Annotated in this window: 12 protein-coding genes and 1 tRNA gene; 10 read left to right on the top strand and 3 right to left on the bottom strand. The window is 54.4% G+C overall.

Annotation, left to right across the window (positions count from 1 at the left end):
• Positions 1-19: 19 nt before the first annotated feature.
• From tssF to BM007_RS17160, 6 genes are all read left to right on the top strand, one after another.
• Positions 20-1,783: a type VI secretion system baseplate subunit TssF gene (gene tssF, locus BM007_RS17185; protein ID WP_024907650.1), complete on the top strand. Its 1,764-nt coding sequence runs from the start codon at positions 20-22 to the stop codon at positions 1,781-1,783.
• On the top strand, positions 1,738-2,841 hold the full coding sequence (gene tssG, locus BM007_RS17180; RefSeq protein WP_090420010.1) for a type VI secretion system baseplate subunit TssG: 1,104 nt from the start codon (positions 1,738-1,740) through the stop codon (positions 2,839-2,841). Before tssF ends, tssG begins: the two co-directional genes overlap by 46 nt.
• Positions 2,822-3,358, top strand: coding sequence for a type VI secretion system lipoprotein TssJ (gene tssJ / locus BM007_RS17175; RefSeq protein WP_175557810.1), 537 nt, complete (start codon positions 2,822-2,824; stop codon positions 3,356-3,358). The genes tssG and tssJ overlap by 20 nt, the downstream gene beginning before the upstream one ends.
• Complete coding sequence (gene tssE / locus BM007_RS17170; protein WP_090420003.1) at positions 3,351-3,803, top strand: type VI secretion system baseplate subunit TssE; 453 nt, start codon at positions 3,351-3,353, stop codon at positions 3,801-3,803. The genes tssJ and tssE overlap by 8 nt, the downstream gene beginning before the upstream one ends.
• A gap of 14 nt (positions 3,804-3,817) precedes the next feature.
• Positions 3,818-4,288 (top strand): hypothetical protein, encoded by a 471-nt coding sequence (locus BM007_RS17165; RefSeq protein ID WP_090420000.1) that lies wholly within the window; start codon positions 3,818-3,820, stop codon positions 4,286-4,288.
• Positions 4,289-4,379: 91 nt separating this feature from the next.
• Complete coding sequence (locus tag BM007_RS17160) at positions 4,380-5,711, top strand: VasL domain-containing protein (RefSeq protein ID WP_090419995.1); 1,332 nt, start codon at positions 4,380-4,382, stop codon at positions 5,709-5,711.
• A 49-nt stretch (positions 5,712-5,760) separates the two neighbouring features.
• On the opposite strand, the gene BM007_RS17155 is transcribed toward BM007_RS17160, so the two are convergent.
• Together BM007_RS17155 and BM007_RS17150 are read right to left on the bottom strand one after the other, a co-directional pair.
• Positions 5,761-5,832, bottom strand: a tRNA-Arg gene (locus BM007_RS17155).
• Between the two features lie 75 nt (positions 5,833-5,907).
• Positions 5,908-6,837, bottom strand: coding sequence for a formate/nitrite transporter family protein (locus tag BM007_RS17150; RefSeq protein WP_032646643.1), 930 nt, complete (start codon positions 6,835-6,837; stop codon positions 5,908-5,910).
• 316 nt (positions 6,838-7,153) lie between these two features.
• On the opposite strand from BM007_RS17150, the gene mlaA reads away from it, so the two are divergent.
• Positions 7,154-7,906, top strand: a complete 753-nt coding sequence (mlaA, locus tag BM007_RS17145; RefSeq protein ID WP_024907657.1) for a phospholipid-binding lipoprotein MlaA — start codon at positions 7,154-7,156, stop codon at positions 7,904-7,906.
• A 44-nt stretch (positions 7,907-7,950) separates the two neighbouring features.
• Here mlaA and fadL read toward each other — a convergent pair whose 3' ends face one another.
• Positions 7,951-9,234 (bottom strand): long-chain fatty acid transporter FadL, encoded by a 1,284-nt coding sequence (gene fadL, locus BM007_RS17140; RefSeq protein ID WP_024907658.1) that lies wholly within the window; start codon positions 9,232-9,234, stop codon positions 7,951-7,953.
• A 372-nt stretch (positions 9,235-9,606) separates the two neighbouring features.
• Between fadL and BM007_RS17135 the strand changes: the two genes are divergently transcribed.
• The 3 genes from BM007_RS17135 to fadJ all read left to right on the top strand — a co-directional run bounded on the left by BM007_RS17135 (position 9,607) and on the right by fadJ (position 13,626).
• On the top strand, positions 9,607-9,891 hold the full coding sequence (locus BM007_RS17135; protein WP_024907659.1) for a YfcZ/YiiS family protein: 285 nt from the start codon (positions 9,607-9,609) through the stop codon (positions 9,889-9,891).
• A gap of 277 nt (positions 9,892-10,168) precedes the next feature.
• Complete coding sequence (gene fadI / locus BM007_RS17130; RefSeq protein ID WP_090419992.1) at positions 10,169-11,479, top strand: acetyl-CoA C-acyltransferase FadI; 1,311 nt, start codon at positions 10,169-10,171, stop codon at positions 11,477-11,479.
• On the top strand, positions 11,479-13,626 hold the full coding sequence (fadJ, locus tag BM007_RS17125; protein ID WP_090419990.1) for a fatty acid oxidation complex subunit alpha FadJ: 2,148 nt from the start codon (positions 11,479-11,481) through the stop codon (positions 13,624-13,626). Before fadI ends, fadJ begins: the two co-directional genes overlap by 1 nt.
• The last annotated feature ends 174 nt before the right edge of the window (positions 13,627-13,800 follow it).

Raw genomic sequence — 13,800 nt, 5'->3', positions numbered from 1 at the left:
TGCACAGGAGCAGAAAAAAATGGAAGATTTGACTCTGCGTTATTACGACGCGGAAATGCGCTACCTCCGTGAAGCGGCTAAAGAATTTGCCCAGACCCATCCGGACCGGGCAGCCATGCTGGACCTGGATAAAGCCGGCACACCCGATCCGTATGTAGAGCGCCTGTTTGAAGGCTTTGCTTTCTCTATGGGGCGGCTGCGCGAAAAGATTGACGACGACCTGCCGGAGCTGACTGAAGGACTGGTCAGTATGCTCTGGCCACATTACCTGCGGACCATTCCGTCACTCTCGGTGGTCGCGTTCACGCCTGCGCTTCAGACCGTTAAGATGGCAGAGGTGATGCCCGCGGGGCTGGAAGTGTACTCCCGCCCGGTGGGGCCGAAAAATACGGTCTGCCGTTACCGCACAACCCGCGATGTGATGCTCAACCCGCTGAATATCTCTCGGGTGACCATGACCACTGAGCCGGACGGGCGCTCGTTACTGCGAATGCGCTTTGCCTGCAGCACACAGGCGGACTGGTCCCATGCGGACCTCAGTGACCTGAGCCTCTATCTAGGGGCGGATGCACCGGTCAGCAGCCAGCTACACCTTATGCTGACCAAACGGCAGGCCGCACTCTATATGCGCCTGCCTGGTCAAACTGACCGTATCCGGCTTGACGGATATTTCTCACCGGGCGGCTTTCGTGACGAAGACTGCCTGTGGCCGAAAGGCGATACCGCGTTCAGCGGCTACCAGCTTCTGCTGGAGTATTTCACCTTCCGCGACAAGTTTATGTTTGTCCACCTTAACGGCCTTGAGGGCATAACGCCGCCAGCGGGGGCTGAGTATTTTGATGTTGAAGTGGTGTTCAGTACGCCATGGTCATCTGACCTACCGGTCACTGATGATGCGGTTCGCCTCCACTGCGTGCCGGTGATTAACCTGTTTACGCTGGAGGCTGACCCGCTCACCATCACCGGGCTTGAAAACGAATACCTGCTGCGTCCAAAACGTCTGCAGGACGGACATACCGAGATTTATTCGGTGGATTCAGTCACTGGCTCAAACCGCACCAATGACGCGGAGTATGTTCCGTTTAGCAGCTTCAGGCACAAGGGCGGGATGATGCGCCGTTATGCTCCCCCCCGTTATTACCACACCCGCGTTAAGCGCAGCGTGACTGGGCTCTATGACACCTGGCTTATCCTTGGCGGGCACCAGTGGGAAGATGACCGCCTGTTTGAGCGTGAGGCCGTGTCGCTGCAAATCACCGGCACCAATGGTCAGTTACCACGCCGGGCATTACAGAGCACACTGCTTGACCGCTGTGAGCAGGTGGTGAGTACGCAACTTTCAGTACGTAACCTCTGCAAACCAACGCTGCCAGTCTATCCGCCTTCTGAAGACCGCTTCCACTGGCGGGTTCTGAGCCACCTGGGATCCGGTTTCCTGAACATGATGAGTACCGCCGAAGTGCTGCGCGGCACGCTTGCCCTGTATAACTGGCAGGAAGATGAACTGAACACCCGGCGTCTGGAGGCGATTCAGCATGTAAAGCATCATCGCCTTCAACGCTTTGAACAGGGCTACCTGCTGCGGGGGCTGGATATCGAGGTAACCCTCGACAGCAACGGCTTCACCGGTGAGGGTGATATTCACCTGTTCGGTGAAATGCTCAACCGATTCTTTGCGCTGTATGCCGATATGAACCAGTTCAACCAGCTTACCCTCATTGTTCAGCCAGAAGGAAAATGCATCCGGTGGAAAGAGAATCACAGTCCGCGTCTGCCAGGCTGATAGCGCAACTGGGCGACCGGCTGCCGTACATGAATTTTTACCGTTTCTGTCAGCTACTGGAGCAGGGCCAGCCGGATAAACCGGTCACCGGCAGCACCTGGCAGGTGCGACATGAGCCGGTTCGTTTCCGACCCCATGCGGGGATGGGGTTCCCAGCCTCTGAAATCAAAGGAGCAGAGCTACCGGAACATCCGCACCTTCCACCCACAATCCGTACCACCTTTATGGGGCTCTACGGCGTGGAGTCTCCGCTGCCGACGCACTATATCGATGACATCGCTCAGCGACGGGAAGGGTACGAAGCTAACGCGGACTTCCTCGATATCTTCAACCACCGGCTGATTGCTCAGTACTACCGTATCTGGCGTAAATATTCGTATCCGGCAACGTTTGAAGAAGGCGGTAAGGACAGAACTTCACAGTATCTGCTGGGTTTGGCTGGGCTTGGGATTGACGGCTGCACAGAAAGTATAGCGGCGCCTGCCTCACGCTTTCTGGCGCTGCTGCCGGTGATGTTGTTGCCAGGACGTACTGCGGAAGGCATGGCTTCACTGGTACGTCTTCTGGCACCTAATACGCAGGCGAAAATCTGGCACCACGACAGGCGTCGGGTACCGCTGAAGAAACCTTTGAGAATGAGCGTTAGCCAGCCTGTCACACTGACGCATCGCCCGGTGATGGGCAGTTATGCCACCGATGTGAACAGCCAGGTACTGATGCGTCTGACCACCACAGACCCTGTGGAAGTACCGGGTTGGTTGCCCGGCGGGGTGCTTTACACGGATCTAATGGCGCTATTGCACGTCTATCTTGGCTCTCGCCTGGATGTCCGCCTGCAGTTGTGTGTCGACCGTAGACTGCTGCCGGACGCGATAATGAGCACTCAACCCAAAGCGGGTGCAGTGCAACTGGGCCGCACTGCCGTGATGCGACCGCTGAATGCGGCTAAGACAACATCACACCCAAAAACAATAACCATCAATCTTGGCCGCTACGAGCGCGTACAGGAAAACATTCACCGCAAGGAGACTGATGAAGATGGCGATTACCGCTGGTAAATTTCCTCTGGTTACGCTGGCTGTAGGCATTACGCTGATGCTGGCTGGCTGTGGACTTACTCAGAGTGTTACGGACGGCACTGTCGCCGTGACTAAATCGATTTTTTATAAGCAGGTGAAGATCCTGCATCTCGATATTCGTGCCCGTGAAGCCGTGAACAGCAATGCTGGAGGTGTCGCTCTGTCGACGGTGGTGCGTATTTATCAGCTTAAAGACCGCAAAACCTTTGACAGCACGGACTACCCGTCATTGTTTAAAGACGACAGCCAGGCCGTCAAGGCAGACCTCGTGGCGGAGAAAGATATAAGGCTGCAGCCGGGGGGGGCGGTAACGGTTGATATGCCAATGGAAAACGATGCGCAGTACGTGGCAGTGGCCGGGATGTTTATGTCACCTGACCAGGAGAACAACAGCTGGCGTGTAGTATTGAGCCGCGATGAGCTTGATCCGGAGAAGGCCCGGGTGATTGATGCGGGCAGCAATCGACTGACTCTGCAGGCGCTGAAAGATGAGTGAGTCATCCCGTCCTTCACTGTATGAAACACTTTATGGCAACTTCACCGGCGGCCTCGACCTGCATCAGGTCAGCGAGCAGAACCAGGTCATTTTGTCCGTGCTCGATAACATGCAGCGTATCCTCAACTGTCGTGCCGGCACGCTGGCGCATTTGCCTGACTACGGCCTGCCGGATATGACCAAAATCCTGCAGGGCATGCCGGGAACGGCCCATGAGCTGATGGGCATATTGTCTGCCGTCCTGCTCAAATATGAACCACGCCTGAAAAAAATAACCGTTGTCCTGCTGGAACAGAACGTCCCCGGTGAACTGCGCTATGCCATTGACGCTGAACTTAAAGGGAGTGGCCTGGTGCGCTACGGGACTGAATTTATGCCCGAAGGACGGGTCCTGTTAAGGCATCTCAGGCAACAACAATATCTCGACACCACTCTCCGTATATAAGGTCCGATAACATCATGTCCGTAAAATCACAGTTCCTGCAGAAGTTGCAGGCACGCCAACCTGCACCTGTTCCTGCTATCAGCAAGAGTCAGGCTGATATTGCAGAGTTTCGCCAGCGAATGGCCCAGCTTCAGGATCAAATGGACGCGTGGCTGACGGATACGGGACTGAAAGTGGAACCACTGACCGTATCCGTTCCGGATCTGCTGGTGGAGGGCGGGGCTTTTGAGATTTCCGGTATCGTTTTGCGCTATGACAGCCGGGCGGTCAAATTTATGCCGATCTTTCTGTATGGACAGGGCGTCGCCGGTTGTGTCGAGGTGACTTTCTATTCCGGGGACAAGGTGATTTCTCAAGGACGTCTGTTCATGAGGGTGGGGAAAGCAAATGGCTGGATCTTTACTCCCCCTGATACCTCATCCCGGTCCGGACAACTATTTGATGAAGGTGTATTTTTCGGTCTGATTTTAGCGCTGCTGCCATAGCGATATTTCTGAGTCATTGCACTTTTAAACGCAAAATAGCCCTTCACATCAACTGACGAAATTAACCACACGGATATGCAGGCCCTCCAGGATGACCACAAATATAACGTTAAAAACCGGCGGCGACCCGCGCACGCTGCCAGATTACGCCGCCCTCCGCGATGAGCTCAGCAAGCTGACGCATCCTGCTCGCCCGGATGTGAACTGGCAATATGTCGAAAAACGCTGTCTCTCTCTGTTTGAACAAAACGGTGTGGAGTTGCAGACTGCGGCCTGGTACACCCTTGCCCGGACTCACCTGTCTGGATTGACTGGTCTGAACGAAGGGCTGGCGATTCTGGAGGCCCTTATTAGCCACCAGTGGCACGTTTTCTGGCCGAAGACGCTACACGCTCGTATGGAAATCCTGAGCAGCCTGAGCCAGCGCCTGCAGCAGTGCATGCGTATGCTTCCACTCAACAACAGCCATCTTAGTGAGCTTTATCGTGCTGAAGCGTTGCTTACCCGGCTGAGTGCGGTGCTCCAGCGCCTTGAGCTCAAACACCTTAGCCAGTTCGATACGTTACGAACGTTGATACGTTCAAATGCCGAACGGTTGGAAAACAGTAATGACGCATCAGATTTGAATGCGAGCATAATGCCCGGTCGCGAATTACCTCTGGAGAGGGCAGAGCCGTTTGACGAAGTGAAATGGGTCTATGTTGTGCAGCCGGAAAACCAGCCTAATGCTGAGGGGCTTACGACAGCGCACGGGTCGGTCAGACCATGGAAGCCCTTTGTCGCCGGGATGTGTTCTATGCTGGTGGTCTGCGTCGCCGTGGCGTGGGGAGGGGGCTTTGTGTCCAGACCCGATCCCTTAACGACTCAGGCTGTTGCCTCGCTGGCGCCGTTACCTGGAGTGCTTACTCCTGCTCAGCAAGAGGCGTTAGCACAGCGAGGCACTTTACCGTCCACGTTTATCACAGAAACGCAGCAGCAGCTTGCCCGACTGGAGAAGCTGCCTCCTGACTGGAATATTTCCTACAGCCTTCAGCTGTTAGCACAACTTCAGACATTGCAGCCGGAGGAAGCGAAGCCGCTCGCCGTGCAGTGGCAGCAAAAATTTAACGCGGCAGCGTTGCCTGTTGAAGCCATGAACAGCTGGAATCAGGGAATGATGAAGCTTCAGCAACTGAGCCACCGGCTGAGTAGTCTGGATGAACAGAAAGGAAAATACATCACGGTGAGTGAGCTTAAATCGGTGGTTTTTTCGACTATACAGTCATTTAACCAAACAATACCGGCTGAAGAACAACTCAGACGCCTGTCACAGCATCCCGCAGGAGGTGTGCTTCCTGAAGCCGAAAAGACCCAGCTGGAGTTGCGTCTTAAACAGCTGGCAACGCGTTACGCTCAAATAAAAAGGGATTCTTCGTCGCAGTGAATTCTGCGGTGGACAGGCGAATTTGTTCAACAACGCGTGGAAGTCAAAGTGTCCCCTGCAGGAATCGAACCTGCAACTAGCCCTTAGGAGGGGCTCGTTATATCCATTTAACTAAGGGGACGAGGCGGCACGAGTATAGCCTTATTTACACTGTGCGTTAAGCGCATCGCCGCCTGACTGCTCAAAGAGTCACCATTCAGGTCGGTTTTTTTGTCGATTTATCATCATTTTCCCGTGCCTTAAGCTCGGCTTTGCGTTTGTTCGACATATCGTTACGGATTTGAGCATGGCTTAACAGCGCGAAGATAAACGTTCCGCCGCAGATGTTTCCTGCCAGCGTCGGAAGGGCGAACGGCCAGAAAAAATCGCTCCAGTGAAGCGTACCGTTGAAGACCAGATACAGTATTTCAACGGTACCGACCACGATATGCGTGGTGTCCGCGAGCGCAATCAGCCAGGTCATCAGTATGATCACCACAATTTTGGCGCTCCCCGCTGAAGGAAACATCCAGACCATTGTGGCAATGATCCAGCCGGAGATGATGGCATTCGAGAACATCTCCACCGGCGTGTTTTTCATCACATCCATGCCAATTTTCACAAACGCGTCCCGGGTGGGTTCATCAAAGATCGGCATGTGTTCAAACGCCCAGGCCGCGATGCCCGTGCCGATGATATTACCCAGCAGGACGACGCTCCACAGACGCATCAATAAACCGAAATTGCCGAGGGTGGGGTTTTGCATTACAGGCAGAACGGCGGTCACCGTGTTTTCGGTAAACAGCTGCTGGCGGGCCATGATGACAATAATAAAGCCGAAGGTATAGCCGAGGTTCTCCAGTAAAAATCCGCCGGGTACACCCTCCAGCTGCACATGAAATATCCCTTTCGCAAGCAGAGATGCGCCCATTGAGAGCCCGGCAGCGATGGCTGACCAGAAGAGGGCCATCGCGTCGCGCTCCATCTCCTTTTCACCGTCCTGGCGGATATGTTCGTGGATGGCCATCGCGCGGGAGGGGAGGCGATCTTCATCAATTTCTATCTTCTCGCCGCGCGCTTTCTCCTCGCTTTCAATTTCAAGTTCCTCACTGTTCTCGCCAATTTTTTCTTCGCCCACGTCTTTCATATTTGCTCCCGGAGGTTGATCTTTTTGTTAAGCGTAGCGGCTTTTATCGGAATGCCTGTGGGGATGCTCTTAAATTGGCGGCAATGGCAACAAAGGTGATACATCTCTTTCAAAAGACATTATAAAATTGCCAGCGAAACGAATTCCAAAAGCCAGGCTATGCTGAGATCAGAGTCACGGTGGTTACTGCCCGTAATTGTGCTCATAGACATCGGTAAACGTGCTGTTACAATCGCTTGCACGTTTACAGACGGAGCGTCAACGGCTCCGTTACGGATGGCAATCAACGATAGCCATACTGAACAGGGAGATATTTATGAAACTTCGGCTGTCGGCGCTTGCGCTGGGCGCGACGATGCTTGTGGGCTGCGCCAGCTCCGGTGAGCAAACGGGACGCTCCGATCCTCTCGAAGGATTTAACCGCTCAATGTATAGCTTCAACTACAACGTGCTGGACCCGTATGTGGTTCGCCCGGTGGCAGTAGCATGGCGCGATTATGTTCCACAGCCCGCGCGTAACGGATTAAGTAACTTTACCAGCAACCTCGAAGAGCCTGCGGTAATGGTGAACTATTTCCTGCAGGGCGATCCGTATCAGGGGATGGTGCACTTTACTCGCTTCTTCCTGAACTCCATTCTGGGGATGGGCGGCTTTATTGATGTCGCAGGTATGGCGAACCCGAAACTGCAGCGTGAACAGCCGCACCGTTTTGGTAGTACGCTGGGGCATTATGGCGTTGGTTACGGCCCTTACGTTCATCTGCCGTTCTATGGCAGCTTCACCGTGCGTGATGACGGCGGCGATATGGTCGATACGCTGTATCCGGTTCTGTCGTGGCTGACCTGGCCGCTTTCTGTGGGTAAATGGACGGTGGAAGGGATTGAAACCCGTGCGCAACTGCTCGACTCTGATGGTCTGCTGCGCCAGTCTTCTGACCCGTACATTATGGTGCGTGAAGCGTACTTCCAGAATCATGACTTTATCGCCAACGGCGGTAAGCTGAAGCCGGAAGAGAATCCAAACGCGAAGGCTATCGAAAACGAACTAAAAGATATCGATTCACAGTAAATAAAAAAGGTGAGCAATGCTCACCTTTTTTGATTCCAGTACGATTAGAACGCGTAGTTGAAGTTCGTACCGAAAAGCCAGGCTTTACCTTCAGAGGTAAACTCGTAAGGGCCTTCCTGGAACGTCACTTTCTGACCGTGCATATAAGAAACGCCCGCATCGATGGATGCATTCTCGTTGAACGCATATGTCGCGCCTGCACTTAACCAGAAGCGGTCCTGATCCGGAATCGAAATGGAACGCTTGTCTGCCGGAACCGGGCTGTCGTCAAATGCGATACCGGAGCGGAAAGTCCAGTTTTTATCGTAGTAGTAGGTGGTACCCAGCGCAATACGATAGGCGTCGTGGAAGCTTTCGTCCTTATAGAACAGCGTTTGACCATTGGTTCCGGTCGCTTTCAGCTCCTGGAACTGGCTCCAGCTGGTATAGGCCAGGCTATAGTGAATAGCCCATTGTGGTGCAACGCGGTTGTAACCGGACACTTCCCACATTTCTGGCAAATGCAGCGACAGTGAACCTGGAACGGTCTGGTTTGACGTTCCCCAAGGAATGGTGGTACCTGCACCGGGAACCAGGTTGTTCACAGGCTTCAGGATGCCGCTCTTGTAATCGCCGTCGAAGTCAATTTTCACTTCGGAACGATAGGTCAGACCCCAGCGGTTGTTTTTATCCAGTTCGTACAGGATACCGGCGTTCCAGCCATAGCCCCACTCATCACCTTCAAGGCTGGCAATTTTATTGCTGTTTTTTGGCAGGCGAGCAGTCTGTTCCCCGGAATAACGTTCGATTTTGGCATCGGCGTAGACGGCATCAAAGCCCAGGCCAAAACTCCAGTTATCGTTCAGGCGATACGCACCGCTCAGGTTGAGGTTCAGCGTGGTAAGGTCTGTTTTACCGCCGTATTCACCTGCCGGGTAGTTGTTATTGAACTCGGTAGCAAGGCCGTAGTTAGACGTTACGGATGCACCCCAGCCAAACTGTTCATTGATAGGCGCAACGAAGTGCAGGTTAGGGATCCATGCTGTTGGGGCAATATTGTCCGCTTTAAGACTCGCCCCCGTATAAGGCGACTTACCGGAAATGTTTACATCAGGATCGATATAAACCGCACCAGCAGAGAAGGTCGGACGATCAAACATCATGATCAATGCAGGGTTACGACTCGCGTTACCTGCATCATCAGCAATAGCGCCTTCCCCGGAATATGCGCGGCCAAGGCCAGAGGAAGAAAATTCGTTTAACTGAAAGCCCGCTGACCATGCGGAAGTGGAGACGAGTGCCACTGCGACTGCCAGCGCAGTCTTGTTGAACAGGGTTTTCTGGCTCATGACCATAACCTCATTGAGTTATTTTTATTCAATAATTGTTACATACCGTAACAGGAGCGCGAAGTGTAGGGTCTGAGGTATGACAGACAAATCAGACCAGTGGCCAGAGTATAGGTCTGACCAGCCGGAATGTTGCAAGTTTGTTTATTAATATTTTCAAACATGTTTCGTGAAACGAGATCTGGTTGGCAAAATTGTGACCATCGAGACTCACCCAAAAGGGTGGTTTTTGTTTTAGATCATTTTTTAGTGTGATATTGGTCACTTATCCGATTTTGCGCCATTAACGGCTGGAGAGAGCCCGCGCCGGGGCGTAAAATAGCAGCATCGTGTTTATCTCGCGCGCTGCGCGAATACAGAGGAAATTGAGCTATGAGTAAATGCAGTGCTGATGAAACCCCGGTTTGCTGCTGTATGGATGTTGGAACCATCATGGACAACACCGATTGCACCGCCTCTTACAGCCGCGTATTCACCAACCGTGCCGAAGCGGAAGAGACCCTTACTGCGCTGAGCAAGCGTGCGCGTGACGTTGAATCCGATCCTTGTGAAATCAAGTCTACCTTTACCGAAGTGGAAGGTGGCGTGAAGCTGGACATCGACTTTGTCTTCGCCTGCGAAGCAGAAACGCTGATTTTCCAGCTGGGTCTGCGTTAATTTCTGCGGCCTGATGCCCTCACCCCGACCCTCTCCCACGGGAGAGGGCGCAAACATTAAAAACGGTAACCTACGGGTTACCGTTTTGCTTTTACCTTGCGCACCCGGCAACATACCGCACAAATGCCCCTGCCATGCAGGGGCATTTTCTTTTTCTTCTCTGTGTTTTAGCTCGCACTTTTTCGTTTCCCCGATTGGCTGAATGTAAAAAAATGGTTAAGACTATTATCAGGTCAGACCACTTTGAGTTTGCAAAAATTTTTTACAGGGGAGTGTTATGAGTCAGGCATTACCGCTTATTACCCGTCAGGGCGATCGCATTGCCATCGTCAGTGGATTGCGCACGCCATTTGCGCGTCAGGCAACGGCGTTTCATGGCATACCGGCCGTCGACCTGGGGAAAATGGTAGTGGGGGAGATGCTGGCTCGCAGCGAAATTCCGCCTGAGGTCATCGAACAGCTGGTTTTCGGCCAGGTTGTGCAGATGCCTGAAGCCCCCAACATTGCGCGGGAAATCGTCCTCGGTACCGGGATGAACGTGCATACCGATGCCTATAGCGTCAGCCGCGCCTGCGCAACCAGTTTCCAGGCCGTGGCTAACGTCGCCGAAAGCCTGATGGCGGGGACTATCCGCGCCGGGATTGCGGGCGGGGCGGACTCCTCTTCGGTACTGCCGATTGGGGTCAGTAAAAGGCTGGCGCGTATCCTGGTCGATGCTAACAAAGCCCGTACGACGGGTCAGAAACTCAAACTCTTCTCGCGTTTACGTCTGCGCGATCTGATGCCCGTGCCACCTGCCGTAGCGGAATACTCCACTGGCCTGCGCATGGGCGATACCGCCGAGCAGATGGCGAAAACCTACGGCATTACCCGTGAACAGCAGGATGCGCTGGCGCATCGTTCACATCAGCTTGCGGCAAAAGCCTGGTCGGAAGGCAAGCTGACCGACGAGGTCATGACCGCCTATATTCCCCCCTACCGGGAACCGCTCGCGGAAGATAACAATATTCGCGGCACCTCGACGCTGGCAGATTACGCCAAACTGCGCCCGGCGTTTGACCGCAAGCACGGCACGGTGACGGCGGCGAACAGTACGCCGCTGACGGACGGGGCGGCCGCCGTGATCCTGATGACCGAATCCCGTGCGAAGGAGCTGGGCATTACTCCCCTCGGCTATTTACGCAGCTATGCCTTCACCGCCATTGATGTCTGGCAGGACATGCTGTTAGGTCCGGCATGGTCCACGCCGCTGGCGCTGGATCGCGCGGGGCTGACGCTGGCGGATTTAACCCTGATTGATATGCACGAAGCGTTTGCCGCGCAAACCCTGGCCAACGTCCAGCTGCTGGCAAGCGAGCGTTTCGCACGCGATGTGCTGGGCCGTGCCCATGCTACGGGCGAAGTGGATCAGAGTAAATTCAACGTGCTGGGCGGCTCTATCGCCTATGGTCATCCGTTTGCCGCCACCGGCGCGCGAATGATCACGCAAACATTACATGAACTCCGTCGCCGTGGCGGCGGGTTTGGCCTTGTTACCGCCTGTGCGGCGGGCGGCCTTGGCGCAGCAATGGTTCTGGAGGCTGAATAATGGATATGCCATTTGCATTTAATCTGACGGTTCGCCTCGATAACGTGGCCGTTATCACTATTGATGTGCCGGATGAAAAGATGAATACCCTGAAGGCCGAATTTGGTGTTCAGGTGCGCGCGATGCTAAAGCAGATCCGCGAGAACAAAGCCATTCGCGGCCTGGTGTTTATCTCTGCCAAGCCGGATAACTTTATCGCCGGGGCCGATATCAACATGATCGCCCGGGCGCAAAGCGCGCTGGAAGCCGAAGAGCTGGCGCGTCAGGGCCAGCAGGTGATGGCGGAGATCAACAGCCTGCCGATCCCGGTTATCGCCGCGATCCACGGGGCGTGTCTGGGCGGTGGGCTGGAGCTTGCGCTGGCGTGCCACTGCCGTATATGTACCGACGATCCGAAAACCATTCTGGGTCTGCCGGAAGTGCAGCTGGGCTTGCTGCCAGGCTCCGGCGGAACGCAACGACTGCCGCGCCTGGTGGGCGTCAGCACGGCGCTGGAGATGATCTTAACCGGTAAACAGCTGCGCGCCCGTCAGGCGCTGAAGGCCGGTCTGGTCGATGACGTCGTGCCGCAGTCCATTTTGCTGGAGGCCGCCGTTGAGCTTGCGCTGAAAGGGCGTCAGGTAAGACGTCCTCTGCCGGTTCGCGAGCGCGTGCTGGCAGGGCCACTGGGCAGAACGCTCCTGTTCAACATGGTGGGCAAAAAGACCGAACAAAAGACCAAAGGCAATTATCCGGCGGCAAAGCGGATCCTGGACGTGATCGAAACCGGGCTGTCGCAGGGCAGCAGTAGCGGCTATGCCGCGGAGGCCAAAGCCTTTGGCGAACTGGCGATGACGCCGCAGTCACAGGCGCTGCGCAGCATCTTCTTCGCCAGCACGGACGTGAAAAAAGACCCGGGCAGCGAGGCATCGCCTGCGCCGCTGCGTGCCATTGGCGTACTGGGTGGAGGACTCATGGGCGGCGGTATCGCTTTTGTTACCACCAGCAAAGGCAAATTGCCTGTACGCATCAAAGACATTAATCCTAAGGGGATCAACCACGCGCTGCAGTACAGCTGGCAGAACCTTGATCAAAAGGTCAAACGCCGCCATATCAAGGCAAGCGAGCGCGATAAAACCCTGGCGATGATCTCCGGCACAACGGATTACAGCGGTTTTGCGCACCGCGATCTGGTGATTGAAGCCGTGTTTGAGGATCTTGCGCTTAAGCAGCAGATGGTGGCAGACGTTGAACAGCATTGCGCCGCGCATACCATTTTTGCCTCCAATACGTCGTCATTACCGATTGGCGATATCGCGGCGAAAGCCACGCGTCCGGAGCAGGTTATTGGGCTGCACTTCTTTAGTCCGGTGGAAAAAATGCCGCTGGTGGAAGTTATTCCACACGCAACCACCAGTCCGCAAACCATCGCCACGGTAGTCAAGCTGGCGAAGAAGCAGGGTAAAACGCCGATCGTGGTCGCAGACAAAGCCGGCTTCTACGTCAACCGCATTCTGGCGCCCTACATTAATGAAGCCATGCGACTGCTGACGGAAGGTGAGAAGATCGAGCACGTTGACGAGGCGCTGGTAAAGTTTGGTTTCCCCGTTGGCCCAATCCAACTTTTGGATGAGGTGGGAATAGACACCGGCACTAAAATTATACCTGTACTGGAGGCGGCTTATGGCGATCGTTTTAGCCCGCCTGCAAACATTGTTTCTGCAATTTTGAAGGACGATCGCAAAGGCAGAAAAAATGAACGCGGTTTCTATCTTTACGGCGCGAAAGGGCGTAAAAGCAAGAAACAGGTCGACCCTTCGGTTTATGGGCTTATTTCGACCACCGGTAAGGGAAAACTGTCCGCCGTTCAGTGCGCTGAACGCTGCGTGATGATGATGCTCAATGAAGCGGCGCGCTGCTTTGGTGAACAGGTGATCAAGAGCGCGCGCGATGGCGACATCGGGGCGGTATTTGGCATTGGTTTCCCGCCGTTCCTTGGCGGCCCGTTCCGTTACATGGATACGCTCGGCGCGGGTGAAGTGGTTGCTATCCTGCAACGTCTGGCTTCGCAATATGGTCCACGGTTTACACCGTGTGACGAATTATTGCAGATGGCAGAACGGGGCCAGACATTTTGGCCTGCAAGGGAAACTGTCCTCGTAAGCTGAGGTCAAAGAAGGGTAAATCCTGAAGTGAATGAACCTGTTCTGGCGATTTTGTAAACAGAGATTGACTATACTTACGCCATTGAGGTAAAAAACAGCGTTTCATTCACCGAATGGATCAGGCACAATGCCCGACCATCGGGTTTTCTACCTCGCAGCATTTATCGCGGGTAGTTA

It is taken from the genome of Enterobacter sp. NFIX59, from assembly GCF_900113755.1.
In the GTDB taxonomy this organism is placed as follows: Bacteria; Pseudomonadota; Gammaproteobacteria; order Enterobacterales; family Enterobacteriaceae; genus Enterobacter; species Enterobacter pseudoroggenkampii.
This window is presented reverse-complemented; position numbering and strand designations above follow the sequence as displayed.

Bases quoted from the DNA above. Each gene is read 5' to 3' on its own strand.
- fadL (WP_024907658.1), bottom strand. From the start codon at position 9,234: ATGAGCCAGAAAACCCTGTTCAACAAGACTGCGCTGGCAGTCGCAGTG.
- tssF (WP_024907650.1), top strand. From the start codon at position 20: ATGGAAGATTTGACTCTGCGTTATTACGACGCGGAAATGCGCTACCTC.
- tssJ (WP_175557810.1), top strand. From the start codon at position 2,822: ATGGCGATTACCGCTGGTAAATTTCCTCTGGTTACGCTGGCTGTAGGC.
- BM007_RS17165 (WP_090420000.1), top strand. From the start codon at position 3,818: ATGTCCGTAAAATCACAGTTCCTGCAGAAGTTGCAGGCACGCCAACCT.
- tssG (WP_090420010.1), top strand. From the start codon at position 1,738: ATGCATCCGGTGGAAAGAGAATCACAGTCCGCGTCTGCCAGGCTGATA.
- BM007_RS17160 (WP_090419995.1), top strand. From the start codon at position 4,380: ATGACCACAAATATAACGTTAAAAACCGGCGGCGACCCGCGCACGCTG.
- tssE (WP_090420003.1), top strand. From the start codon at position 3,351: ATGAGTGAGTCATCCCGTCCTTCACTGTATGAAACACTTTATGGCAAC.
- BM007_RS17135 (WP_024907659.1), top strand. From the start codon at position 9,607: ATGAGTAAATGCAGTGCTGATGAAACCCCGGTTTGCTGCTGTATGGAT.
- BM007_RS17150 (WP_032646643.1), bottom strand. From the start codon at position 6,837: ATGAAAGACGTGGGCGAAGAAAAAATTGGCGAGAACAGTGAGGAACTT.
- fadJ (WP_090419990.1), top strand. From the start codon at position 11,479: ATGGATATGCCATTTGCATTTAATCTGACGGTTCGCCTCGATAACGTG.
- mlaA (WP_024907657.1), top strand. From the start codon at position 7,154: ATGAAACTTCGGCTGTCGGCGCTTGCGCTGGGCGCGACGATGCTTGTG.
- fadI (WP_090419992.1), top strand. From the start codon at position 10,169: ATGAGTCAGGCATTACCGCTTATTACCCGTCAGGGCGATCGCATTGCC.